A 24126-nucleotide genomic window follows, 5' to 3' on the forward strand; every position below is an offset into this window, starting at 1 on the left:
TTAGCGACATCCGACACTAAATCGAGCGGGTGGCATTAAATTTTAGCCACCCGCTTTACCCATAACTTTAACTGTAATCGCGAAATCTTAATCCCACCCTGCTTGAATTCATCAGGCAGGCGCAACCAACGCACCGGCTGCTGAAAACGGGCTACTTTTCCCGGCAACCACTCTGACAATAGCGACAGGTCAAAATCCTCGTCGGCCTCCACCACCGCAACCGGGCGTTGGCCAAATTCGGCATCATCTATTGGCACGACAAAAACCTGTTTCACCGCGGGATGAGTGGTAATCACGCGCTCAACTTCTTCCGGCTGGATCCCTTCCCCACCACTGAAAAACAGATTATCGAGGCGGCCAATAAGCGTTAGACGCGGCCCATTCAGAACCCCTCGATCGCGTGTTGCAAACCAGCCCTGTGAATTAACCAGCGGCACGACAACACCCTCTTTCCAGTAGCCTGATGCCAGGCTATCGGCACGAATCCACACTTCCTGATCAACGATTTTCACTTCCCGGCCTGGCAGAGCTTTGCCCACATCCGGCAACCCATCAGCACGTTTGGCGCACACCGTTGAGGCCAGTTCCGTTAATCCATAACCACACCAGCAATTGATGCCTTTTTCCTGCGCCGCTTGCGTGAGCTCAACGGGAATTGCCGCGCCACCCAATAACACTTCACGCAAGGTTTCCGGAGGGGATTGATCAAGCAGTCGCCAGAGCTGGGTCGGCACCAGTGACACATGCGTACAGCCTTGCAATGCATCGCTCAAAGGATGTAAATCGCGCACTACCATGCAACCACCCGTCAACAGCCAGCGCCACAAAATGCCCTGGCCGGAGACATGAAACAGAGGCAGTGATAACAACCAACTGTCATTCGCACCGTAGCTCATCACCGCCAGCACACCTGCGGCACTGGCAAGATGAGCATCACTGGTATGAACCGCCGCTTTGGGTAAGCCCGTTGAGCCGGAGGTCAGCGTCATCGATGCAAACCTTGCAGGTTGCCACTCAACCTTGAAACGTTCACCTTCCAGCAGAGTTAACGGGTTGATATCGGCAACGGTAAGCGGCGCATCAAAGATCAATGCATGGCTGATAGTCAGCGTGGGAAGTAACTGTTGGAGCAAAGATTCAGGCAACTGTGGATTAAGCGGCAATACACGCGCCCCACATTGCAATAACGCGAGCAGAGCGAAAACCATTTCCGGGCTGTTTTTCGCACGCAACACAACGCCTTGCCCTTCAAGCACCCCCTGCTGCCGGAAGCCGCCTGCCAGCGCATCAACGCGCTGGCATAGCTCGCGCCAGTTCTGGCTTTCATGACCTAAAGTAAGTGCCGGTTGGTCACCACGAATTTGTGACCAATACTGCCAGGGGAAATCTTGAAAACTCATAACACTCGCTCAAGAGATTCCAGTGACCAGCACGGCAGTGGGCTGCCTGGCCATTCGCGCACCAACTGTGCCTGCATCAACGACAGCGTATCGAGACCTGGTAGCGTTTGCGGCGTCAGCCACGCGGCAATTCGCGCCAATTGTGTTAAGCCGAGGCTCGACTCAATCGAAGAACTGATAACCGCCGTCAATCCCAGGGCATGGGCCTGCTCAACCTGTTGACGGACTTTCTCAAGACTCCCGGTTAAGGTCGGCTTGATAACCACCGCACTTAAGCCAGGCTCGGCGGCAAACTCAAAATCAGGCTCACGCAGGCTTTCATCCCAGGCGATCGCAATTCCCGTTTCACGGGCAAACTCACGGGATTGCTCACGGGTTTTGCACGGCTCTTCGATAAACGCAATGCGCGGTCGGAAATCAGGATTGACGTATTTGGCGAACTGCTGCGCTTTGAGCGGTGTCCAGCCACGGTTGGCATCAAGACGCAGACGCAAATCAGGCATCGCTTCCAGCAGAAGATTGACCACCATGCCGTCGCGCACGGCTTCATACAAACCCACTTTCACCTTGGCGATTTTCTCACCGGGAATAGCAGCCAGCATGGCAAACAGTTCGTCCGGATCACCGGTGCACAATGGCGCCGCACGGTAATCCGCCGCCTGAGGCAATTCACCACTGATTTCGGCCAGCGCGCAACTCAGGCCAAACGCCACCGATGGCATTTCAGGCAGGTCGATTTCCGCGCCAGTTTGCCAGACTTGCAGCCAGCTTTGTGCCACGCTCAATGCGTCATCGACAGTTTCTACGCTAAAACCAGGCAACGGCGAGATCTCACCGAAGCCCTGTTTTTCGCCGTCGGTCAGGCGCACTAAGAGTCCGTCGCGTGTTTTCAGGCGCCGCTCACGCAGCACTACACCCGCATCCATCGGCACCTGAAAGCGCCACAGTTCGACGCTACGCATTACGGGTTCCGTTTAAATTTGCTGAAGTCCGGCTGGCGTTTTTGGTTGAACGCGTTGCGACCTTCCTGACCCTCTTCAGTCATGTAGAACAGCATGGTGGCGTTGCCGGCCAGTTCTTGTAAACCGGCCTGACCATCACAGTCAGCATTCAGCGCAGCCTTCAGGCAACGCAGCGCCATTGGGCTGTTTTGCAGCATTTCACGGCACCAGCGCACAGTCTCTTTTTCAAGGTCGGCATTTGGCACAACGGTGTTCACCAGGCCCATATCCAATGCTTCTTTTGCGTCGTACTGGCGGCACAGGAACCAGATTTCCCGCGCTTTTTTCTGGCCGACGATACGCGCCATATAAGAAGCACCCCAGCCACCGTCGAACGAGCCCACTTTCGGGCCAGTCTGGCCGAATACCGCGTTTTCAGCAGCAATTGTCAGGTCGCACATCATATGCAGTACATGACCACCGCCGATGGAATAACCCGCAACCATTGCCACAACTGGTTTTGGACAGGTGCGAATCTGGCGCTGGAAATCCAGCACATTCAGGTGATGGGTGCCGCTTGCGTCCTGGTAACCGCCGTAATCGCCGCGTACTTTTTGATCGCCGCCTGCACAGAAGGCTTTTTCGCCTTCGCCGGTCAGGATGATGGTGCCAATGTTGTCGTCGTAACGGGCATCAGCCAGCGCATTAATCATCTCTTTTACGGTCAACGGGCGGAATGCATTACGCACTTCGGGGCGGTTAATGGTGATTTTAGCGATACCGTCAGCTGATTTGTGATAGCGAATATCGGTGTAACCTTCCGAGCAATCCTGCCATTCAACTGGCGCATAAAGCATTTCTTCATCTGGATAAATCATGGTGTTTCCTCGATAGGTTTTCGCAAAAAATTGAGCAGGCAGGCCGTGAAAGCCATCGGGTTTTCCCGATGCGCGTTATGGCCTGCGGCAGTAATAAGGTGCGGTGACAATTCCAGGCTGGTTGCCACGGCGCGGAATTTTTCATCCCGCTCACCGCAAAGATAGTAAAAAGGCAACGGCAATTGCTTGAGCGTAGCCTTTAAATCTGGTTGGTTCCCAAGAGAAGTCGCCTCAAGCATTGCGGCAAGGCTCTGGACATTATTCTGGCTGCGTTGTGCGATAAGCAAAGCGCGTTGCTGTTTATTGAGCGACTGGAAAACGGCCTGATGATACCAGTCGTTCAGCACCTCTTTTAGCGGTTGTGTGCGTAACCGCTGCGCCCATTGCTGGTCACTGTTTTTTCTTTCTCGGCGAGCATTCTCATCCGTAAGTCCAGGATGGCTCCCCTCAACAATCAAGCCGCACAAAGCGGAATTCTCAAGCTGACAAGCATGATACATCGCCACTCGTCCACCAAGAGAGTAACCAATCAGCCAGTACTTTAGGATGTTGTAACTAAGTAGCGCATTTCGCAGTAATTTATCGACTTGTGCAAAGCCTTCAGCCGTAATATCGGCTGATTTACCGTGACCGGGCAAGTCGATGAAGAGTTGCGGCCAATCGGTGAAATGTTCGCTGAAGGTTTCCCACTCCTTACGGTTGCCTAAAAAGCCATGCAGCCAAACCAGGCACGGCAAGTTGGCATCGCGGCCTTCATGAAAAACAGCGTGCAGAATCATGCCTGACTGACCTGTGCGAGCAAATGCTGCAAGGTTTGCGCACCGTCAGTTTCACTAACGGTGAGCTCAATGATGGTCGCATGAGGAGAACACCAGGCATGGGTCACTGCTTCCTGCAACTCATCCCAGCTTGCCGGATTGTTATAGGAGAGGCTGAACATCGCTGCTGCGTGGGCAAAATTGACGTTTTGCGGCATGGTATAGAAGCGTTCGCGTTCGTCTGCAGGCGTTGGCAACAGCGAGAATATTTGCCCGCCATTATTATTCACGATCAGCAAAACGAAGGGAGCGGAAACCTGACGTAATAATGCCAGTGAGTTGATGTCGTAAAGTGCCGATAGATCGCCAACAATCGCCAGCGTTGAACGCGCGGTGGCTCGTTGCACGCCGGCAGCTGTTGAAAGTAAGCCGTCAATACCGCTTGCACCGCGATTGCTAAATACCGGATAACCAGCGGGCAATTGCGCGAAAGCATCAACCAGACGAACAATCAGGCTATTGCCGACAAACAGCTGCCCGGCTTCCGGTAACAATTCAGCCAGGCGCGCCGCAACCTGGGCTTCGCCGAATTCGAGAGTGCCCTTTTTAACCGCCTGCTGGGCGATTTTTGCAAGCGTAGTTAATTTCTCATCCCACGCCACGCGCTTTTCAGCGGGGTGAAGTTCGAGCCATTGTGTAATATCGCAACACAAGCGACGGCCACGATGATTCGCAGGATCAAGTCGGCCTGGCAAATTATCCACCAACCAGTACTCTTCAGGCTCGCAGGTTGCCTGCCATTGCAGAACGCGTTTTCCGGTCAGGCTACTGCCAAACTGAATAATAATTTGTGCTTCGGCAAGTTCGGTCACCGCCTGGCTGTTGCTCAGCCATAAATCTGCACACGGCAATGGCTGCCCAGTTTGCGAAAGCACATCGCCAATTAACGGCCAGCCGAGCATTTTCGCCCATGCAGCGACCTGTTTTCCTTCTTCAGGATTCAAACGCCCGGCAACCACCACGCCACGTTTTTGACGCCAGAAGAACCAGTCACGCTGTTTAAGCACTTCCTGAGTCAGGCCAGTACGTAACCAGGGTTTATCACCTTGCCACCAGCCGCCCAATGCCTGTTGCCAGCTCATGCCTGTTTCATCAGGCTCGCCATACAGCGGCTCGGCAAATGGACAATTGATGTGAATCGCACCAGCCATCTGCTGGCCTAGTGCGTTATCGATAGTCGAAACCAACCAGCGCGCAGGAATATCCTGTGTTGGACGAGGTAAATTAATCGATTGAGTAGGATGGGAGCTAAAAATCCCAGGCTGGCGAATCGCCTGATTGGCGCCGCAATCAATAAGTTCCGGTGGACGATCGGCGGTAAGCACCACCAGTTTTTCACCGGTCAAACCCGCTTCGATAATCGCCGGATAGAGGTTTGCCACCGCCGTACCGGAAGTCACGATAATAGCGACCGGAGCCTGGCTTGCTTTTGCCAGACCTAATGCCAGGTGACCTAAACCACGCTCGTCAAAATGTGTATGACAAATAAAAGCCCGATTTTCAGCCGCCCCAAGGGTCAGAGGTGTAGAACGCGAGCCAGGAGCAATGCAGACGTGGCGCACGCCGTGGCGAGTCAGCGCTTCAAGGATTACCGTAGCCCAACGGCGGTTAAACGAGCTTATCGACATGATTCAGTCCTGAGTCAATTTTGCTGACTCATTATAATTATTGCTGGAACGGTTATTTTGATATGGGTCGGTAATACCCTTCAAACTGCATTTTTGTTGGCAACAAGCACAATGAAGTTCGAATTGTCTCAGACATACCTATAATTTAGAACGTTGATTTTGTTAACAACGTTCGCAACCCGGCGGCTTTATTTTCTATTTCCTGCCATTCTTCCGCCGCATCAGAACCTGCGACAATTCCAGCTCCGGCATATAAACGCACCATATTATTGATTACTTTTGCCGAGCGTAACGCAACGCAGAACTCACTTTGACGCTGCGAGATATAACCCGCCGACCCCGCATACCATTCACGCTCAAACGGTTCATTATGGGCGATAAACCCACGCGCTACATCACGCGGCAACCCGGCAACAGCGGCAGTAGGTTGCAACATTGCAAGGCATAAAGCATCGTCAGGCTGAGCCAAATCGGTCCAGATGCAACGGCGCAAGTGTTGTACCTTTCTCAGACGTACCACCTGCGGCGGCAATACATCAATAGCCCCCACCTTTTTTTGCAAACGCTGGCAAATATCTTCAACGACCAACATGTTTTCACGTTGGTTTTTATCGTCTTTGAGCAACCACTGCCCCAAAGACCAGGCTCGATGGTCGTCGGGATGGTTAGCAACCGTTCCGGCAAGCGCTTCGGTGCGTAAAGCGCTATCAATGCGCCGCCACAAGCGTTCCGGGCTCGAGCCAAGGAACGCATGGCTACCATCAAACACCATCAAGAAATGATAGCAATTCAGGTTCACCCGGCGACTGGCCGCCATAAACCCGGCTGCGGAAACTGCGGTAGTAAATTGCAGATCGGTGGCTCTCGCCAGGACGACTTTATCGAGCTCGTGCTGCTCAATTGCAGATATCGCACGGTCAACTAACTGATTCCATTCTGGTTGTGTTGGAATATGTTGCTCACCGACGCAATTTAAACGCTGTAATGGCAATTGCTTTGCAGGCAGCATTTGCTCAAGGAATTGAAGTGCTGCCCGCGCATCACCTTGCAGGGAAGTTTCGCTGTAAATATTAAGGTAGAGAAAAGCATCGCCACCAATGCGCCGCCATTCAAGGCGTGGGAGAAATAAAAAACTGCTGGTGGGTGAAAATGCATTTACGCCAGTAATACGAACAGCTGGCTGGTCCGCATAGGCATCAATAAATGCCCTGGCGGCATCTAAGGTATCGAACTGGCAAACAGCACCGAGGGCGGCAATTTCGTCATCGCCATTGCGCTGTTGCCAGTAAAACTGAGGATAAAGACGTTGGCTAGTCAACCATGCGAGTGCATCTGAGGCATCACTGAGGGTAACAGCACAAGATAACTGCTGTAAGCCCGGTGCATCCGCAAATTCTGCGTTCAATGCAAGCTGTAACTGTTGCAGCGCGACGACAACTGAATTCACGTTTACCTCACCTTCCCTGAAAACCCCTGATTATACGTGGTCATGGCGGCAAAAAAAAATCCCACCCAATGGGTAAGATTTTCTTTAATCGGCACACGGTGAATTTATGTGCCGATTTGGGTTAGCGTCTGGCGAGTAACAGTCCTAACACCAGACCTGCCGCCGCCCCAACACCCACTCCTTGCCATGGTTTTTCACGCACATAATCATCGGCGCGATAAACGGCTTTTTTTGCACGATAGTAATAATTATCCGACGCACTACTGACCCGGGCTTTGACTTCGCTGAGCGCCGCTTCTGCACGTGCTTTCAGCTCAATGTATTTTTGGTCAGCAGGATCGCCTGAGGAACGCAGCACTTCTTCTAACGTTTCACTAAGCAGAGTTAAATCATCATCAAGACGAGATTCATACGGTTGCATCACTGTTCTCCGTGTTTAAAAAATACTCGTCCGCTAACTATAGACAACACTAGTGCTTTTTACCTGGCGATTAATCTGTCATTAACGATTTGCCATACCGATATGGGGAATACCGTCTTCGTCATACACGTCAGTAACTGGGGTAAATCCGAAGTGGGCATAGAACGATTGCAGATGAGCTTGAGCGCCTAAATAGACTGTTTTTTCTGGCCAATATTGCTGGCAAGACGCCATCGCCTGTTCCATCAACTGGTAACCCAGTTTTTCACCGCGCACGCTTTTATCAACAATGACACGGCCAATCACTACCGGTTCAAACTCGCTGTCGCTTTTAAGGATGCGGGCATAGGCCACAAGTTTGCCACCCTTCCAACCAAGAATATGGCGGTTCTCACCCACCAGATCATCACCATCAATATCCTGGTAGGGGCAATTTTGCTCGACCACAAACACTTCATTGCGTAGCGCCAAAAGTGTGTAGAGATCGGTTACGCTCAATTCCGAATGGTGTAAATCTTGCCAAATCAACATGCTGTGCTCCAGTAGTTGTGATGAGGGGTTTATCCTCCCACATTTAGAGCAATAACTAAAAGGTTCAGTAGCTGATGTTCATCCTTCGACATACTGATTTATGTCAAAGAATCAATTCATCCAATGAATATATCTATTCTTAATTATGCCTTCCGGTATATTAATTCCCCGTTGATAGCACATTTTATAAGACCGTTTAAACGGTAACTCTTCGTGGACGTTATTTATATGTTAGGTAAAGCGCGCCAATTTATTCCCTTGGTTGTTTGTATGTTAATTGTTGCAGTGGCGAATGTTTTGTTCTCACCAATGCATGTTATGTTTCAACGAATGATAATATTTGTATTATTAATGTTATCGTTTGGGTTAATTAAAAACAAACTCCTCCGCTTATTCGTGGCACTGCTGCCGCTATTGTTGGTGGCATGGGATGTTACGCTAACTTTCTATGCCCACGGCACCTTTGGCACAGAGTTTAGTTATGGTTTCGCAATGAGTGTACTGGAGAGCGATAGCCACGAAATCAGCGCAATGTTGTGGCTCTACAAAAAATATTGCTTCGGTTTTTTCGCCCTGGTCATTTTGTTATTACGCAGCGTTGCGACTATTCCTACGCCTGGTGATAAATGGCTCGCAAAATCACCGTTTTATTTATTAGCCATATTACTGTTCAGTAATATTGTGCAAGCGACAGTCCATAACATTAAGAAAAACAGCCAGGGAAGTATTACTGCACGTGTAATTAACTATTTACCTATAAGCAATGTTAAATACTTTCTTCAGGCATGGAGTGACCAGCGATTAATAAGGCAAATAGCAAGTCAGATCCCTGATTACCAGTTGCAAACACAGGAAACCGGTATTGATACTTATGTGTTGGTTATCGGGGAGTCAGCGCGTAGCGAAAACATGAGTATTTATGGCTACCCGCAACCCACCACGCCACAACTGGAGGCCGAGCGCAGCCACCTTCTACTCTGGAATCATGCCATTAGCGGCGCACCGATCACTATTACCGCCGTACCGCTGGCGATCACAGCAGATACCGTGCAAAACCATAATATCCACCATTACTCGGATAACATTATTAACCTGGCGAATCAGGCCGGTTTTGATACATCATGGTTTAGTAAGCAGGGGATGCTTGGTGATTACAATAATGCGATTACCGGTATCGCGATGAATGCCGCCCATAAACACTGGGTTAACAATGGGTTTGATGATGCGTTGTTACCCGATTTGCGTAAGGCTTTAAATCATCAAGGTAAACAGCTCATTGTGCTGCATATCTATGGTAGCCATGAACCGGAATGCACACGTTTTCCGACCACTGACGCCCCCTTCAGCAGGCAAAGTGATGGTATAGATGCCTGTTATGACAACTCGATCCACTTCACTGACAAACTACTCGGCAATATTTTCTCTCTGCTGAAAGACAGGCGAGCTTCTGTCGCTTATTTTTCCGATCACGCGCTGGAACGCGAACCGACACAAAACGTGGTTTATCACCACGGAGGGGTAAAACCAAGCCAGCACGCTTTTGAAGTGCCAATGTTTATCTGGTACAGCCAGCAGGTTAATAACCCAGATACCGGAACGGTAGAGGATATTTATTCAACGGTGAATAACGACAAAATATTGCGCCGCTGGATGGGAATTTCGCTACCTGGAGACAGGCTAGAAGAAACAGTGCAACGTACCGCTAACAGGCTGGCAGGGAAAGCACCCGTGATGGATACCACCAATCATATTTATAACTGGAAAGAGTTGGCACATTAACCCGCGATCATGAGCCGTAAAAAAGCCCCATCAGTTATGAGCTGATGGGGCTTTGATGTTTTATATCCGCTTAGCAAACTCAGTAAAAATCAGCGGATGCGGCTTCAGCCTGAGCCATCCAAACTGGTTTTTCGCTGGTTTTAGACCAGACGCGGTGCAGGTAGCTGTAAAAACGGGCGCGATCTTTCCAGAACAGCATCACTGGCAAAGCCAGAACACCTGCTACAACAACAAAAGTGCGACGCAGGATGACCTGATGCAATGGATAGTCTTTATATAGAGTCATAGGCTTCTCCCTTAAATTGTGACCGGTAGCAAAAACCGGGAAGTTGGAACTTGTTATCTGCCCAAAATAGTATCGCATTGGCTGAAAGTTTACTACTCATCCGACCACTAAAGGACACTTTTTGCCACTAATTTACATTCCCCCTGCGTAATTAAGTTACAAAATAGTTAAATAGATACTAACCATTAGTTAATTAATGGCTTTATCCCAAAGTCACTTTGGGATGCAGGGCGAGGTGTATATGGCATTTTTATACTTTTTTTACACCCCGTCCCCAGACTTTTACGACATCTTTGCACTGAAAATTTCACACTCGTTGCATTACATATCAGCCCTAAATAATTCGAGTTGCAGGACAAAAGGCTTAATCCTTTTGAACAGCGCTTGCGCTGGCCCCAACGGGGCGAGGCTCTGCCGAGTAACGCGGCAATCGAGAGAATCCCGATGAGCTTACTCAAGTAAGTGATTCGGGTGAGCGAGAGCAGCCAACACACCTGCAAATCGAAGTATGAAGGGCACGCGGAGGTGGATTGTGAGTGCAGGACTGATCGTTGGAGTTGTGCTGGTCTTTATGCTGTTGGGATATTTAATTTATGCCCTGATTAATGCGGAGGCGTTCTAATGGCCGCTTCTGCATTCTTATTAATTGCCAGCTTCCTGCTGGTGCTTTTTGCACTAGCAAAACCGCTGGGTAGCGTGCTTGCGCGGTTAATTGAAGGAGAACCGCTGCCAGGCGTGGGCCGTGTTGAATCGGTGATGTGGAAAGTTCTGGGAAGCGAAACGGCTGAAATGAGCTGGAAACGTTATCTTGCCGCGATCCTGGTCTTCAACGTTTTAGGTTTGCTACTGCTTTTCATCATCTTAATGACGCAAGGGAGTTTGCCGCTTAATCCACAGCAATTGCCTGGCCTTTCCTGGCATCTGGCGTTAAACACTGCTGTTAGTTTTGTCTCCAATACCAACTGGCAATCCTATAGCGGCGAAACCACGCTGAGTTATTTCAGCCAGATGGTTGGCTTGACAGTACAAAACTTCCTTTCCGCTGCAACGGGTATCGCCGTGGTGTTTGCACTGATTCGCGCATTTTCCCGTCATAGCGCCACTACGCTTGGTAACGCGTGGGTCGATTTAACTCGCATCACGTTATACATCCTGCTGCCGATTTCACTGTTGATTGCACTGTTCTTTGTTAGCCAGGGAACCTTGCAGAATATCGCCGCATATCAGCCGTTCACCTCGCTTGAAGGTGTGCAGCATGTCTTGCCTATGGGGCCGGTGGCTTCGCAAGAAGCGATCAAAATGCTCGGCACCAACGGCGGTGGTTTCTTTAACGCTAACTCCTCTCACCCTTTCGAGAACCCAACGGCGCTGACCAACTTTGTGCAGATGCTGGCGATCTTCCTGATCCCAACCGCTCTGTGTTTCGCCTTTGGTGAAGCTGTGGGCGACAAACGCCAGGGGCGCGCCATTTTGTGGGCGATGGGCATCATTTTTGTTATCTGCGTTGTGGTGGTGATGTGGGCTGAAACACAAGGTAACCCGCATTTCATGCAGCTTGGTGCTGATAGCAATATCAATATGGAAGGTAAAGAGAGTCGCTTTGGCATTCTGGTCAGTAGCCTATTTTCCGTGATTACCACCGCAGCATCTTGTGGCGCTGTTAATGCAATGCATGACTCCTTCACAGCATTAGGCGGCATGATTCCCATGTGGCTGATGCAGATCGGTGAAGTGGTGTTTGGCGGCGTCGGCTCCGGGCTGTACGGCATGTTGCTGTTCGTCTTGCTCACCGTGTTTATCGCTGGGTTGATGATTGGCCGCACACCGGAATATCTGGGTAAAAAAATCGACGTCGCAGAGATGAAAATGACTGCGATGGCAATCCTCGTCACCCCGACATTGGTACTGCTCGGTACCTCCCTTGCGATGATGACTGAGGCTGGTCGCGCCGGGATATTCAACTCTGGTATCCACGGCTTTAGCGAAGTGCTTTACGCAGTCTCATCTGCCGCTAATAACAACGGCAGCGCATTTGCAGGGCTTAGCGCCAACACGCCTTTCTGGAACGTGCTTCTGGCAGTATGCATGTGGTTCGGCCGCTTTGCGGTGATTGTCCCGGTGCTGGCGATTGCCGGAACGCTAGTCACTAAAAAGTCGCAAACCGCAGGCGTCGGTACGCTGCCGACTCACGGCCCTCTGTTTATTGGCCTGCTGATTGGCACCGTATTGTTAGTCGGTGCACTGACCTTTATCCCCGCCCTCGCATTAGGCCCGGTTGCGGAACACCTTTCCTTCGTGAATTTGTGATTAAGAGGCTTCCATGAGTCGCAAGCAACAGGCGCTATTTGAACCATCGCTGATTCGTCAGGCGCTAATAGATTCCTTTAAAAAACTTACCCCGCAGGTGCAGTGGCGTAACCCGGTGATGTTTATCGTCTGGGTGGGTAGCGTGATGACTACGGTTCTGGCGATTGCCATGTTCAGTGGAAAACTTCAGGGTGACGCACCATTTACCTTAGCCATCAGCATCTGGCTGTGGTTTACCGTACTGTTCGCAAACTTTGCCGAAGCGCTGGCTGAAGGCCGTAGCAAGGCGCAAGCCAATAGCCTGAAAGGGGTGAAGAAAACCAGTTGGGCGCGCAAATTACGCGCCCCTCACCATGACGCGCAAATGGACCATGTTCCCGCCGCCGATCTGCGTAAAGGCGACATTGTGCTGGTTGAAGCGGGCGACATTATCCCTTGTGATGGCGAAGTGCTGGAAGGCGGCGCATCAGTCGATGAAAGCGCGATTACCGGCGAATCCGCACCAGTGATTCGTGAATCAGGTGGCGACTTTGCCTCCGTCACTGGCGGCACGCGCATTCTTTCCGACTGGCTGGTGATTCAGTGCAGCGTGAACCCTGGCGAAACCTTCCTCGACCGCATGATTGCGATGGTGGAAAGTGCGCAACGCCGCAAAACGCCGAATGAAATTGCGCTGACGATTTTGCTGGTGGCACTGACTATCGTCTTTTTACTGGCAACCGCCACGCTGTGGCCCTTCTCGCAATACGGTGGTGTGGCAGTTAGCGTCACGGTGCTGATTGCCCTGCTGGTTTGTTTAATTCCCACCACCATCGGCGGGCTGCTTTCAGCGATTGGTGTTGCCGGGATGAGCCGCATGTTGGGTGCAAACGTGATTGCCACCAGCGGGCGTGCCGTTGAAGCCGCGGGCGATGTCGACGTATTGCTGCTGGATAAAACCGGCACCATTACGCTTGGTAACCGCCAGGCTTCTGATTTCCTGCCTGCACCCGGTATTGATGAAAAAACTCTGGCCGATGCGGCGCAACTTTCGTCGCTAGCCGATGAAACACCGGAAGGCCGCAGCATTGTGGTGCTGGCAAAACAGCGCTTTAACCTGCGCGAACGCGACGTGCAAAACCTGCATGCCACCTTTGTGCCGTTTACCGCGCAAACCCGCATGAGCGGCATCAATATTCAAGACCGCATGATTCGCAAAGGTTCGGTGGATGCTATTCGTCGCCACGTTGAGGCGAACGGCGGACACTTCCCGCCGCAGGTCGACACTCTGGTAGAAGGTGTTGCCCGCACCGGTGGAACACCGCTGGTGGTGGCAGAAGGTGCCAATGTGCTCGGTGTTATCGCCCTGAAGGATATCGTCAAAGGCGGCATTAAAGAGCGCTTTGCCCAACTGCGCCAGATGGGGATTAAAACGGTGATGATCACCGGGGATAACCGTTTGACGGCGGCAGCGATTGCTGCCGAAGCGGGTGTTGATGATTTTCTTGCGGAAGCAACACCGGAAGCGAAACTGGCGTTGATTCGCCAGTATCAGGCGGAAGGTCGTTTAGTAGCGATGACCGGCGACGGCACCAACGATGCCCCGGCGCTGGCGCAGGCGGATGTGGCGGTGGCCATGAACTCCGGCACGCAAGCGGCAAAAGAAGCGGGCAACATGGTGGATTTGGATTCTAACCCCACCAAGTTGATTGAAGTGGTACACATCGGCAAACAGATGCTGATGACCCGTGGCTCGCTGACCACCTTCAGTATTGCCAACGACGTGGCGAAGTATTTCGCGATTATTCCCGCCGCGTTTGCTGCAACTTATCCGCAGCTTAATGCGCTAAACGTGATGCACCTGCACTCCCCTGCTTCGGCGATTTTAAGTGCGGTGATTTTTAACGCGCTGATCATCATCTTTTTGATTCCACTGGCGTTACGGGGCGTGAGCTACAAACCGCTCAGTGCCGCAGCGATGCTGCGCCGCAACCTGTGGATTTACGGTCTGGGGGGTTTAGTTGTGCCGTTTATTGGCATCAAAGCTATCGACTTGCTGCTGACCGTCTGTGGCCTGGTTTAAGAGGAAAAACAAATGTCTGGTTTACGTCCCGCTATACTGTTACTGATTTTGCTCACCCTGATTACAGGGGGTTTGTACCCACTAATGACAACGCTGCTAGCCCAGTGGTGGTTCCCGGCACAAGCCAATGGTTCATTGATTATTGATACCACGGCGGTACGTGGCTCGAAGTTGATTGGACAAAACTTCACCGAGGCGAAGTATTTACAAGGCCGCCCTTCTGCTACGGCTGAAACGCCCTATAATCCCATGGCTTCAGGCGGCAGCAACCTGGCGGGAAGTAACCCAGAGCTGGATAAGGTGGTCGCGACACGTATTGCAGCGTTACGCGCGGCAAATCCGCAGGCTAATCCGGCTGTTCCCGTTGAACTGGTGACCGCATCAGCCAGCGGTCTGGACGGGCAGATCTCCCCGCAAACCGCAGCCTGGCAAATCCCGCGTATCGCCAAAGCACGCAATCTTCCGATTGAACAGATCCAACGGTTGATAGACGAAAATACTACTCAGCCTTTGGTCGGTTTCCTCGGTAAACCGGTGGTGAATGTGTTGTTGGTTAACGTGGCGTTGGATGCTTTGCAAGCACCGTAAGCGACATCTACCAAAGCCAGGCTCAAAGGAGTTGTTATGACGCAGGAACCGCAGCGCCCCGATCCGGATAAGCTGCTAGAGCAGGTTAGCCGCCCAACACGCGGGAAGCTGAAAATATTTTTCGGTGCCTGTGCGGGCGTGGGGAAAACCTACGCCATGCTCCAGGAAGCGCAGCGCCTGCGCGCACAAGGGCTAGGTATTTTGATTGGCGTGGTGGAAACTCACGGGCGTAAAGAGACGGCTGCATTGCTTGACGGGCTGGATCTGCTGCCCGCCAGGCGCACGCACCATCGTGGACGCTGGGTTCATGAGTTCGACCTCGACGCTGCACTAGCGCGTAACCCGGCGCTGATTCTGATGGACGAACTGGCGCACAGCAATGCGCCCGGTTCGCGTCACCCTAAGCGCTGGCAGGATGTGGACGAGTTACTGGATGCCGGGATTGATGTATTTACCACCGTCAACGTGCAGCATCTTGAAAGCCTCAACGATATTGTCGGCGGCGTGACCGGGATTCAAGTACGCGAAACGGTACCCGACCCTATTTTTGATGCTGCCGATGAAATCGTGCTGGTCGACTTGCCGCCCGATGATTTACGCCAGCGTCTGCACGAAGGCAAAGTGTATATCGCAGGCCAGGCCGAACGCGCCATTGAGCACTTCTTCCGGAAAGGGAATTTGATTGCGCTGCGTGAACTGGCACTGCGCCGCACCGCCGATCGCGTTGACGACCAAATGCGGGCATGGCGTGATAACCAGGGCGAAGAGAAAGTCTGGCACACGCGTGATGCCATTTTGTTGTGTATCGGCCACAGTTCTGGCAATGAGAAACTGGTTCGTACCGCCGCACGCCTGGCAGCAAAACTAGGTAGCATCTGGCACGCCGTGTATGTCGAAACGCCACAGCTTCACCGTTTACCTGAACATCAACGTCGCGCTATTTTAGCTTCGCTTCGCCTCGCTCAAGAGTTGGGGGCAGAGACCACCACACTTGCCGATCCGGCAGAAGATAAAGCGATTTTGCGTTACGCACGCGAGCACAATCTCGGCAAGATTATTATCGGCAGGCGCACCACTCGTCGCTTCTGGAGCCGGGAATCCTTTGCCGATCGTTTAGCCCGCCGTGCCCCAGACCTCGATTTAGTGATCGTCGCCCTCGACGATAAACCCGCATCAGCGTCACCATCAGCCACGGACTCGCGCAGCTTTGCGGAAAAATGGCGCGTGCAGTTACGCGGCTGCGGGGTGGCGATTGCTTTATGTGCCATCACAACGTTTATTGCCAATCAGTGGCTGATGGACTTCGATGCCGCCAACCTGGTGATGCTCTATTTGCTGGGTGTCGTTATCGTCGCGCTATTCTACGGGCGCTGGCCTTCGGTGCTGGCAACTGTGATAAGCGTTCTTAGTTTTGATCTCTTTTTTATTGCCCCCCATGGCACGCTGGCGGTTTCTGATATTCAGTACCTGCTAACGTTCGCCGTGATGCTAACGGTCGGCCTCGTTATCGGTAATCTCACCGCGGGGGTGCGTTATCAGGCACGAATTGCCCGTTATCGCGAACAGCGCACACGTCATCTTTATGAGATGTCGAAAGCCCTCGCCGCAGAACGCACTCCGCAGGATATTGCGGCCACCAGCGAGCTATTTATCAATAACAGTTTCAATGCCCGTACACAGTTATTGCTGCCCAACGAAAATGGCCAATTAGAGCGGGTAAATGCCAGGGGCGAACCTCAAAACTGGGACGAAGCTATAGCGCGTTGGAGCTTTGATAAAGGCCAACCAGCCGGTGCCGGCACGGATACACTGCCCGGTGTGCCGTATCAAATTCTGCCGCTAAAAACACCGGAAAAAACTCTCGGCCTGTTAATTGTCGAACCGAATAATTTACGCCAGTTAATGATCCCCGAGCAGCAACGGTTACTGGAGACCTTCACGTTACTGGCGGCGACTGCACTGGAGCGATTGTTACTGACCGCCAGCGAAGAACAAGCCCGACTTTCCAGTGAGCGAGAACAAGTGCGCAACTCGTTGCTTGCAGCACTTTCACACGACTTGCGCACTCCCCTGACAGTGCTTTTTGGTCAGGCAGAAATTCTGACGTTAGATCTGGCCTCTGAAGGTTCGAAACACGCTCCGCAAGCCAACGATATTCGCCAGCACGTCCTCAATACCACGCGCCTGGTGAACAACTTACTGGATATGGCGCGGATTCAGTCCGGTGGATTTAATCTGCGCAAAGAGTGGCTGACGCTGGAAGAAGTGGTCGGCAGCGCGTTAAAAATGCTGGAGCCAGGACTCGGCGGGCGGCATATTGATTTGGCGTTGCCTGACCCGCTGTTATTGATTCATGTTGATGGCCCGCTGTTTGAGCGCGTGTTAATAAATCTGCTGGAAAACGCCGTGAAATACGCCGGGTATAAAGCGGAAATTGGCATTCGCGCGCAGGCATCGGCTGATAAACTCGATCTGGAAGTCTGGGACAGCGGCCCAGGCATTCCAACTGGGCAAGAACAGAAGATTTTTGATAAATTTTCCCGTGGCAACAAAGAGTCAGCCATTCCTGGTGTCGGATTGGGTCTGGCAATTTGCCGGGCGATTGTCGAAGTTCACGATGGGAAAATTATTGCAGCCAACCGACCAGAAGGCGGAGCCAGTTTTCATGTTATTTTACCTCTGCCCCCACCACCTGAGCTGGCTGAGATGAACGAGGTTATGTGATATCAGTTTTGATTGTTGAAGACGAAAAAGAGATCCGTCGTTTTCTGCGCACTGCGCTGGAAGCCGAATCGCTACGCGTACATGAAGCAGAAACATTGCAACGTGGTTTGCTGGAAGCCGCAACGCGCAAGCCCGATTTAGTCATTCTCGATCTTGGTTTGCCAGATGGTGACGGCATTGATTTTATCCGCGATTTTCGCCAGTGGAGCCAGACGCCGATTGTGGTGCTTTCAGCTCGAAGCGACGAACAGGTGAAGATTGATGCCCTGGATGCCGGCGCCGATGACTATCTCAGCAAACCCTTTGGTATTGGTGAGCTGCAAGCGCGACTGCGCGTAGTCTTACGTCGCCATGCAAGTCTTGCGCAGCCCGACCCGGTTTATCAGTTTTCAAATATCAGCGTTGATCTCGCGAACCGCCGCATTACCCGCGATGGTGCAGAAATCCACCTCACGCCGATTGAATTTCGCCTGCTCGCCACGCTTATCAATAACCATGGAAAAGTGCTGACGCAGCGCCAGTTGCTCAACCAGGTTTGGGGGCCGAACGCGGTGGAACACAGCCATTATTTGCGGATTTATATGGGGCATTTGCGGCAGAAATTGGAAAACGATCCTGCGCGCCCGGCGCATTTGTTGACGGAAACGGGGATTGGTTATCGGTTCATGTTGTAGATCCGACAAACAAAAAAGGCGCCTTACGGCGCCCTCTTAAACTCTACAAATTACTTCGCGTTTTTCAGCACTTCGTTGACAATTTCTACCGCTTCTTTCTCAATTTGCAGGCGATGCTCTGCGCCTAAGAAACTTTCACAATAGATTTTGTACGCGTCTTCCGTACCGGAAGGACGCGCCGCAAACCAGCCGTTTTCAGTCATCACTTTCAGGCCGCCGATGGATGCGCCGTTGCCCGGAGCCGCCGTTAAGCGTGCGGTGATCGGGTCACCCGCCAGGGTGCTTGCGCTCACCATTTCTGGGGAGAGTTTAGACAGCGCCGCTTTCTGAGCGGAAGTGGCGGAAGCCTGTAGGCGGTTGTAGCTTGGCGCGCCGAAGCGTTCAGCCAGTTCGTCGTAATGCTGTTGCGGGTTTTTACCGGTTACGGCTGTAATTTCTGCCGCCAGCAGGCACATAATGATGCCATCTTTATCCGTCGACCAAGGTGTACCGTCAAAGCGCAGGAACGATGCCCCAGCGCTCTCTTCGCCACCAAAACCGAAGCTGCCGTCAAACAAACCGTCGACAAACCATTTGAAACCAACCGGTACTTCTACCAGTTTGCGGCCCAAATCGTTAACCACGCGGTCAATCATTGCAGAAGAAACCAGTGTTTTACCGACGGCAACATCTTTGCCCCACTGCGGGCGGTGCTGGAACAGATAGTTAATCGCAACAGCAAGATAGTGATTTGGGTTCATCAAACCTGCAGGAGTGACGATACCGTGGCGGTCGTAATCCGGGTCATTGGCGAAAGCCAGGTCGAACTTGTCACGCAGCGCCAGCAGACCTTCCATTGCGCACTCGGATGAACAATCCATGCGGATCGCGCCATCTTTGTCTAGATGCATAAAGCGGAAGGTTTGATCGACGTGATCGTTAACAATCGTCAGATCCAGATTGTAGTGTTTGGCGATGCGCTGCCAGTATTCGATACCGGAACCACCGAGTGGATCAACACCCAGCTTCAGGCCCGCTTTCTGGATGGCGGCCATATCAACGATATCCACCAGCCCTTCAATAAACGGCTGCACCAGATCTTGCTCTTGTACGTGGCCACTTTTCCACGCCTGATCAAGAGAGATACGTTTCACGTCTTTCAGACCTGCGGCCAGCAATGCATTGGCACGATCTTCAACAACTTTGGTGACATTAGTATCAGCCGGTCCACCATTTGGTGGATTGTATTTGATACCACCATCATCAGGCGGGTTGTGTGAAGGCGTAATAACGATACCGTCTGCCAGTGCACCGCCATTTTTGTTATGCGTCAGAATGGCGTGAGAGATAGCTGGCGTTGGCGTGTAGCCATTCGCCTGCTGCACAATGACATCCACACCGTTCGCAGCCAGCACTTCCAGTACGGAGATAAACGCAGGTTCAGACAGCGCGTGGGTATCTTTCCCCACGTAGCACGGCCCGGTAATGCCATTTTTTGCACGATCTTCTGCAATCGCCTGAGCAATTGCCAGAATGTGAGGCTCGTTGAAGTTTTGACGTGCCGCACTACCACGGTGACCGGATGTCCCGAACTTCACCGCATGTTCGCTATTCCCCACTTCAGGCTTCAGTACATAATACTGGGCCGTCAGTTGGGCTACGTTAATCAAATCGCTCTGTTGTGCCGGTTGTCCTGCACGAGGGTGGTTAGCCATTGGCCTTTCCTTCTGACGCGAGGTGTTAAATTGTGCCGCAAACCTTTTCAATCAATTCCGCTGGGAACTGCATTGATTGCATGATGTGTTCGACCATGCTGCATTTACGACCAGTATTGGTGTTAGTAATAACCCAGTATGGCGTTCCTGGAACATGCTTAGGTTTGGTCTGGTTTCCGTTTTGCAGCAACGTCTGTTCATTACCTGCAAAATAGACACGTGTACGACCATGCAGCGATTCAGTCGCTTCACCAAAAGCTTGAGCATCAAGTGTATACAGAGTTGAAAGCACCATCATGAAACGGTTAACCGCTTTCTTTTGCTCCGCATATTCATCGGACAGCAGTAATTCACGAACCGCACGAACGCGATCGCGTGCTTTATTTACGGGTTTGGCTTCCGGAGCAGGTGCAGCAGTTGCCGCCGTCTGACCGGTAGTTGCTGGTGTAGCTGGAGTTTGGCCGGCGGTAAATTTCAACATGCGCCGTAAAATATCGGACGCGCTTTCACCAATGTGCTGCGTGTGGCTGGCAATATAGCGATAGAGCTCGTCATCAACTTCAATTGTTTTCATCTTAATCCAGTGCGATATCTTTTCTGAATTGACCCAAATAATTCGAGTTACAGGTAGGCGGCAAGGGAGCAAATCCCCAGGAGCTTACTAAAGTAAGTGACTGGGGTTTGTGAGTGCAGCCAACACCCCTGCAACTTGAAGTATGACGGGTATACAAGTTGTTGGGATTATAAGTACAAAACCCAACCTCGGGTAGCGCCAAGCTTTTGTCACACCACAAAGTCAGACTAAACTGGAAATTTGCGGCAGTGCGGCAGGATGCCGTTATGATACCCTAACCACACGAAGTAAAAAAAAAGAACTTTGCCATGAAATTGAATGCTCGCCTGCAAACTGCGCAACAATCGACTAGTAATTCCCCCATCGTCCTTATTCACGGTCTTTTTGGTAGCCTTGATAACCTGGGCGTGCTGGCCCGTGACCTTGGGAAGGATCATGATTTACTGCAAATCGATCTACGCAACCACGGGTTATCGCCACGAAGCGAAGAGATGAACTACGCCGCGATGGCGCAAGACGTCGTCGAAACGCTCGACGAGTATGGCATTGAAAAAGCCATTATTATTGGCCATTCAATGGGTGGCAAAGTGGCAATGGCACTGACTGCTATTGCCCCGGAACGTATTGATAAACTAGTGCTGATTGACATTGCCCCAGTGGATTATCAAGTTCGGCGCCACGATGAAATTTTCGCAGCGATTAATGCAGTTACCGAGGCAGATGTTAAAACTCGCCAGCAGGCCGCGACCGTTATGCGCGAGCATCTTGATGAAGAAGGTGTGATCCAGTTTTTGCTGAAATCCTTTGCCGATGGCACATGGAAATTCAACGTGCCGGTATTGTGGGACCAATATGAGAATATTGTCGGCTGGGAAAACATTCCTGCATGGAATGAACCCGCGCTATTTATTCGCGGCGGGGCGTCTCCTTATGTTGATGAATCACATCGTAGCCAGTTGCTTTCGCAGTTCCCGCAGGCACGTGCGCACGTCGTGGCCGGGGCCGGTCACTGGGTTCATGCTGAAAAACCTGATGCTGTTTTGCGCGCAATCCATCGTTTTATCGACGAATCCGCAACAAACTGATTAAAAACAAACCGACTGGCCGCAAGTTGCGGCTAACGCGTTGGCGCGCAAGCCATGCTGATGTATGATTGCGCGCTAAATTGCGCCAGAGCACCCCGCTCCGTGCCACCTGAATTCCCTGTCAGTAGTCTAATCATGGCAAAAGAACAAACGGACCGTACTACATTAGATCTGTTCGCGGACGAGCGTCGCCCGGGGCGACCAAAAACCAATCCGCTAACGCGTGATGAGCAATTGCGTATCAACAAACGCAACCAGCTCAAGCGCGATAAAGTACGCGGCCTGAAGCGAGTGGAGCTAAAGCTCAATAACGATGCGGTAGATGCTCTCAATCAGTTGGCTGAAGCGCGCAATATCAGTCGTAGTGAATTGATTGAAGAGATACTTCTCGAACAACTGAAGCAACATCTCAGTTAGTTTTAGTGCTATGCCCTGGTATGCAATTTTGCAGTCTGTGCACACCGGGGCGATAGCAGTTTCCGCACCACGAAGTGTTCTGCTATGATTGCCCTATCTGTGGCCAAATAGCAGCCACCATACCATTAAGTATCAAGAGGTTATTTTACTCATGGCAATCGTAGGCATTTTTTTCGGCAGCGACACTGGTAACACCGAAAATATCGCGAAGATGATTCAAAAACAGCTCGGTAAAGATGTTGCTGAGGTGCATGACATTGCTAAGAGCAGCAAAGAAGACCTGGAAGGCTTCGACATTCTGCTTCTCGGCATTCCAACATGGTATTACGGCGAAGCCCAGTGTGATTGGGACGATTTCTTCCCAACTCTGGAAGAAGTTGATTTCAATGGCAAACTGGTCGCGCTGTTCGGTTGCGGTGACCAGGAAGACTACGCAGAATACTTCTGTGACGCATTAGGCACTATCCGCGACATCATTGAGCCGCGTGGTGCAGCAATCGTCGGTCACTGGCCAACTGCTGGTTACCATTTCGAAGCATCTAAAGGTCTTGCAGACGATGACCACTTTGTTGGTCTGGCGATTGACGAAGACCGTCAACCAGAACTGACTGCTGAACGTGTTCAGAAGTGGGTCAAACAAGTTTCTGAAGAACTGAACCTGGCTGATATCATCAACGCCTGATTCCAGATGTGGCGCAACTATTAGGTTGCGCCACATTGATAGTTATTTCCGATTAAAATAATTGCTACAAATTTTTAACTTTTCAGTTTGTCCCTGTACAATGAACTCCTGACAAAATAGCTAACAAGGCAATCAAATCGCGACTCAACCGCCATTTCTTAGCTTGATTATGCATAATACTTGCGGTTCCCATTTAGAAGTGGCAGTTCTATAATGAGACGCATTCATCTTAACGCTCACCCTGAGTCCGAGCGAATCGTTAAGCAACAGGACAATTTCCGCATGACTGACAACAATACCGCATTAAAGAAGGCCGGCCTGAAAGTCACGCTTCCGCGATTAAAAATCCTTGAAGTGTTGCAGGGGCCGGTGAACCATCACGTCAGTGCGGAAGACTTATATAAACGTCTGATTGATATGGGCGAAGAGATTGGTCTCGCCACAGTTTATCGTGTATTAAACCAGTTTGATGATGCAGGCATTGTGACTCGCCATAACTTCGAAGGCGGCAAATCCGTGTTCGAACTTACACAACAGCATCACCATGACCACCTGATTTGCCTGGACTGCGGCAAAGTAATTGAATTCAGTGATGATTCAATTGAAGCCCGCCAGCGTGAAATCGCGTCTCGTCATGGTATTCGTCTGACTAACCACAGCCTGTACCTGTATGGTCACTGCGCTGAAGGTGATTGCCGTACCGACGAAAACGCACACGAAATCAGCGAAAAGTAATCTGCATATTTTGGCATCGGATTCAGATGCCAGATGTAAAAAAACCGGTGAGTAAGGTCACCGGTTTTTTTATTGCCTGAATTCAGCGATTACTTATTGTTAGCGCGAATCTCTTGCCAGATTTTATCGCATTTTGCTTTCACAGCCTGGTCATTACCAGTACGTGTTGCCTGAATGCAGTTTTGGTAATCCAGGGTGCGAACCGTTTCTTTCTTCGCAAACTCCTGGTGTTCCTTCTCCTGAGCCAACACATTCAATACACTTTGGCAGGCCTGAATTTTATCCGGATTGCCTTCTGCGGTGTTAATACAGGCACTATACGCTTGCTTTAGTTTTGTATCTTCCGGAGCCGTTTTAGGTTGCTGCTGCGCACACGCACTCAAACCTAACGCCATCACCATAGTCAGTACGATTTTTTTCATGCTTGATATCCTTAAGAAAACCGGGCGCTTTCA

At 51.3% G+C, this 24126-nt stretch carries 23 protein-coding genes; 11 read left to right on the top strand and 12 right to left on the bottom strand.

The annotated features are described in order from the left end of the window. Positions 1–35: 35 nt before the first annotated feature. The 8 genes from menE to LVQ76_RS00970 form a co-directional block, all read right to left on the bottom strand. Complete coding sequence (gene menE / locus LVQ76_RS00935) at positions 36–1400, bottom strand: o-succinylbenzoate--CoA ligase (protein ID WP_232920766.1); 1365 nt, start codon at positions 1398–1400, stop codon at positions 36–38. Beyond that, positions 1397–2362, bottom strand: coding sequence for an o-succinylbenzoate synthase (menC, locus tag LVQ76_RS00940; RefSeq protein ID WP_232904035.1), 966 nt, complete (start codon positions 2360–2362; stop codon positions 1397–1399). Before menC ends, menE begins: the two co-directional genes overlap by 4 nt. Continuing rightward, a complete protein-coding gene (gene menB / locus LVQ76_RS00945; protein WP_034456650.1) occupies positions 2362–3219 on the bottom strand; it encodes a 1,4-dihydroxy-2-naphthoyl-CoA synthase in 858 nt (285 codons plus the stop codon). Before menB ends, menC begins: the two co-directional genes overlap by 1 nt. Next, positions 3216–3998, bottom strand: a complete 783-nt coding sequence (gene menH / locus LVQ76_RS00950; protein ID WP_232920767.1) for a 2-succinyl-6-hydroxy-2,4-cyclohexadiene-1-carboxylate synthase — start codon at positions 3996–3998, stop codon at positions 3216–3218. The genes menB and menH overlap by 4 nt, the downstream gene beginning before the upstream one ends. Next, the gene (gene menD / locus LVQ76_RS00955) at positions 3995–5665 is read right to left on the bottom strand and encodes a 2-succinyl-5-enolpyruvyl-6-hydroxy-3-cyclohexene-1-carboxylic-acid synthase (RefSeq protein ID WP_232920768.1); all 1671 of its coding nucleotides are present in this window, start codon (positions 5663–5665) and stop codon (positions 3995–3997) included. The genes menH and menD overlap by 4 nt, the downstream gene beginning before the upstream one ends. 145 nt (positions 5666–5810) lie before the next feature. Next, on the bottom strand, positions 5811–7112 hold the full coding sequence (menF, locus tag LVQ76_RS00960; protein WP_232920769.1) for an isochorismate synthase MenF: 1302 nt from the start codon (positions 7110–7112) through the stop codon (positions 5811–5813). Between the two features lie 121 nt (positions 7113–7233). Further along, a complete protein-coding gene (elaB, locus tag LVQ76_RS00965; RefSeq protein ID WP_064517114.1) occupies positions 7234–7533 on the bottom strand; it encodes a stress response protein ElaB in 300 nt (99 codons plus the stop codon). 81 nt (positions 7534–7614) lie between these two features. Next, positions 7615–8064: a GNAT family N-acetyltransferase gene (locus LVQ76_RS00970; RefSeq protein WP_064517112.1), complete on the bottom strand. Its 450-nt coding sequence runs from the start codon at positions 8062–8064 to the stop codon at positions 7615–7617. A gap of 228 nt (positions 8065–8292) precedes the next feature. Here LVQ76_RS00970 and LVQ76_RS00975 point away from each other — a divergent pair, with 228 nt between their 5' ends. Then, a complete protein-coding gene (locus tag LVQ76_RS00975) occupies positions 8293–9843 on the top strand; it encodes a phosphoethanolamine transferase (protein ID WP_502257489.1) in 1551 nt (516 codons plus the stop codon). Between the two features lie 79 nt (positions 9844–9922). On the opposite strand, the gene LVQ76_RS00980 is transcribed toward LVQ76_RS00975, so the two are convergent. After that, positions 9923–10129 carry a YbfA family protein gene (locus LVQ76_RS00980; protein WP_034456665.1) on the bottom strand — a complete coding sequence of 69 codons (207 nt, stop codon included), beginning with the start codon at positions 10127–10129 and terminating at the stop codon, positions 9923–9925. Between the two features lie 532 nt (positions 10130–10661). Here LVQ76_RS00980 and kdpF point away from each other — a divergent pair. From kdpF to kdpE, 6 genes are read left to right on the top strand one after another with little or no spacing between them, the layout of a single operon-like run. Then, the gene (kdpF, locus tag LVQ76_RS22350; RefSeq protein ID WP_120066070.1) at positions 10662–10751 is read left to right on the top strand and encodes a K(+)-transporting ATPase subunit F; all 90 of its coding nucleotides are present in this window, start codon (positions 10662–10664) and stop codon (positions 10749–10751) included. Then, positions 10751–12436, top strand: coding sequence for a potassium-transporting ATPase subunit KdpA (gene kdpA / locus LVQ76_RS00990; RefSeq protein WP_232920771.1), 1686 nt, complete (start codon positions 10751–10753; stop codon positions 12434–12436). The genes kdpF and kdpA overlap by 1 nt, the downstream gene beginning before the upstream one ends. Positions 12437–12449: 13 nt before the next feature. Beyond that, positions 12450–14498, top strand: coding sequence for a potassium-transporting ATPase subunit KdpB (kdpB, locus tag LVQ76_RS00995; protein WP_232920772.1), 2049 nt, complete (start codon positions 12450–12452; stop codon positions 14496–14498). 12 nt (positions 14499–14510) lie between these two features. Then, positions 14511–15086: a potassium-transporting ATPase subunit KdpC gene (gene kdpC, locus LVQ76_RS01000; RefSeq protein WP_232920773.1), complete on the top strand. Its 576-nt coding sequence runs from the start codon at positions 14511–14513 to the stop codon at positions 15084–15086. Between the two features lie 36 nt (positions 15087–15122). Beyond that, positions 15123–17810 (top strand): two-component system sensor histidine kinase KdpD, encoded by a 2688-nt coding sequence (kdpD, locus tag LVQ76_RS01005; protein ID WP_232920774.1) that lies wholly within the window; start codon positions 15123–15125, stop codon positions 17808–17810. Next, positions 17807–18484, top strand: a complete 678-nt coding sequence (kdpE, locus tag LVQ76_RS01010) for a two-component system response regulator KdpE (RefSeq protein ID WP_232865142.1) — start codon at positions 17807–17809, stop codon at positions 18482–18484. The genes kdpD and kdpE overlap by 4 nt, the downstream gene beginning before the upstream one ends. A 50-nt stretch (positions 18485–18534) precedes the next feature. Here kdpE and pgm read toward each other — a convergent pair whose 3' ends face one another. Both pgm and seqA read right to left on the bottom strand, forming a co-directional pair. Further along, entirely contained in the window at positions 18535–20178 is a 1644-nt protein-coding gene (gene pgm / locus LVQ76_RS01015) for a phosphoglucomutase (alpha-D-glucose-1,6-bisphosphate-dependent) (protein WP_232920775.1), read from the bottom strand. A 25-nt stretch (positions 20179–20203) separates the two neighbouring features. Next, a complete protein-coding gene (gene seqA / locus LVQ76_RS01020) occupies positions 20204–20752 on the bottom strand; it encodes a replication initiation negative regulator SeqA (protein WP_232920776.1) in 549 nt (182 codons plus the stop codon). Positions 20753–21060: 308 nt separating this feature from the next. On the opposite strand from seqA, the gene ybfF reads away from it, so the two are divergent. From ybfF to fur, 4 genes are all read left to right on the top strand, one after another. Continuing rightward, positions 21061–21837, top strand: coding sequence for an esterase (ybfF, locus tag LVQ76_RS01025; protein WP_232920777.1), 777 nt, complete (start codon positions 21061–21063; stop codon positions 21835–21837). Between the two features lie 135 nt (positions 21838–21972). Then, positions 21973–22254 carry a LexA regulated protein gene (gene ybfE, locus LVQ76_RS01030; protein ID WP_064517087.1) on the top strand — a complete coding sequence of 94 codons (282 nt, stop codon included), beginning with the start codon at positions 21973–21975 and terminating at the stop codon, positions 22252–22254. Between the two features lie 151 nt (positions 22255–22405). After that, positions 22406–22936, top strand: coding sequence for a flavodoxin FldA (gene fldA, locus LVQ76_RS01035; RefSeq protein WP_034456675.1), 531 nt, complete (start codon positions 22406–22408; stop codon positions 22934–22936). Between the two features lie 282 nt (positions 22937–23218). After that, positions 23219–23671, top strand: coding sequence for a ferric iron uptake transcriptional regulator (gene fur / locus LVQ76_RS01040; protein ID WP_034456677.1), 453 nt, complete (start codon positions 23219–23221; stop codon positions 23669–23671). 89 nt (positions 23672–23760) lie between these two features. Here the strand turns inward: fur and chiQ are convergent, their stop codons facing one another. Beyond that, a complete protein-coding gene (gene chiQ, locus LVQ76_RS01045; protein ID WP_151992867.1) occupies positions 23761–24093 on the bottom strand; it encodes a ChiQ/YbfN family lipoprotein in 333 nt (110 codons plus the stop codon). Positions 24094–24126 lie beyond the last annotated feature (33 nt).

Origin of the sequence: Buttiauxella cochleicola (genome assembly GCF_021283185.1) — a bacterium.
Lineage (GTDB): Bacteria > Pseudomonadota > Gammaproteobacteria > Enterobacterales > Enterobacteriaceae > Buttiauxella > Buttiauxella massiliensis.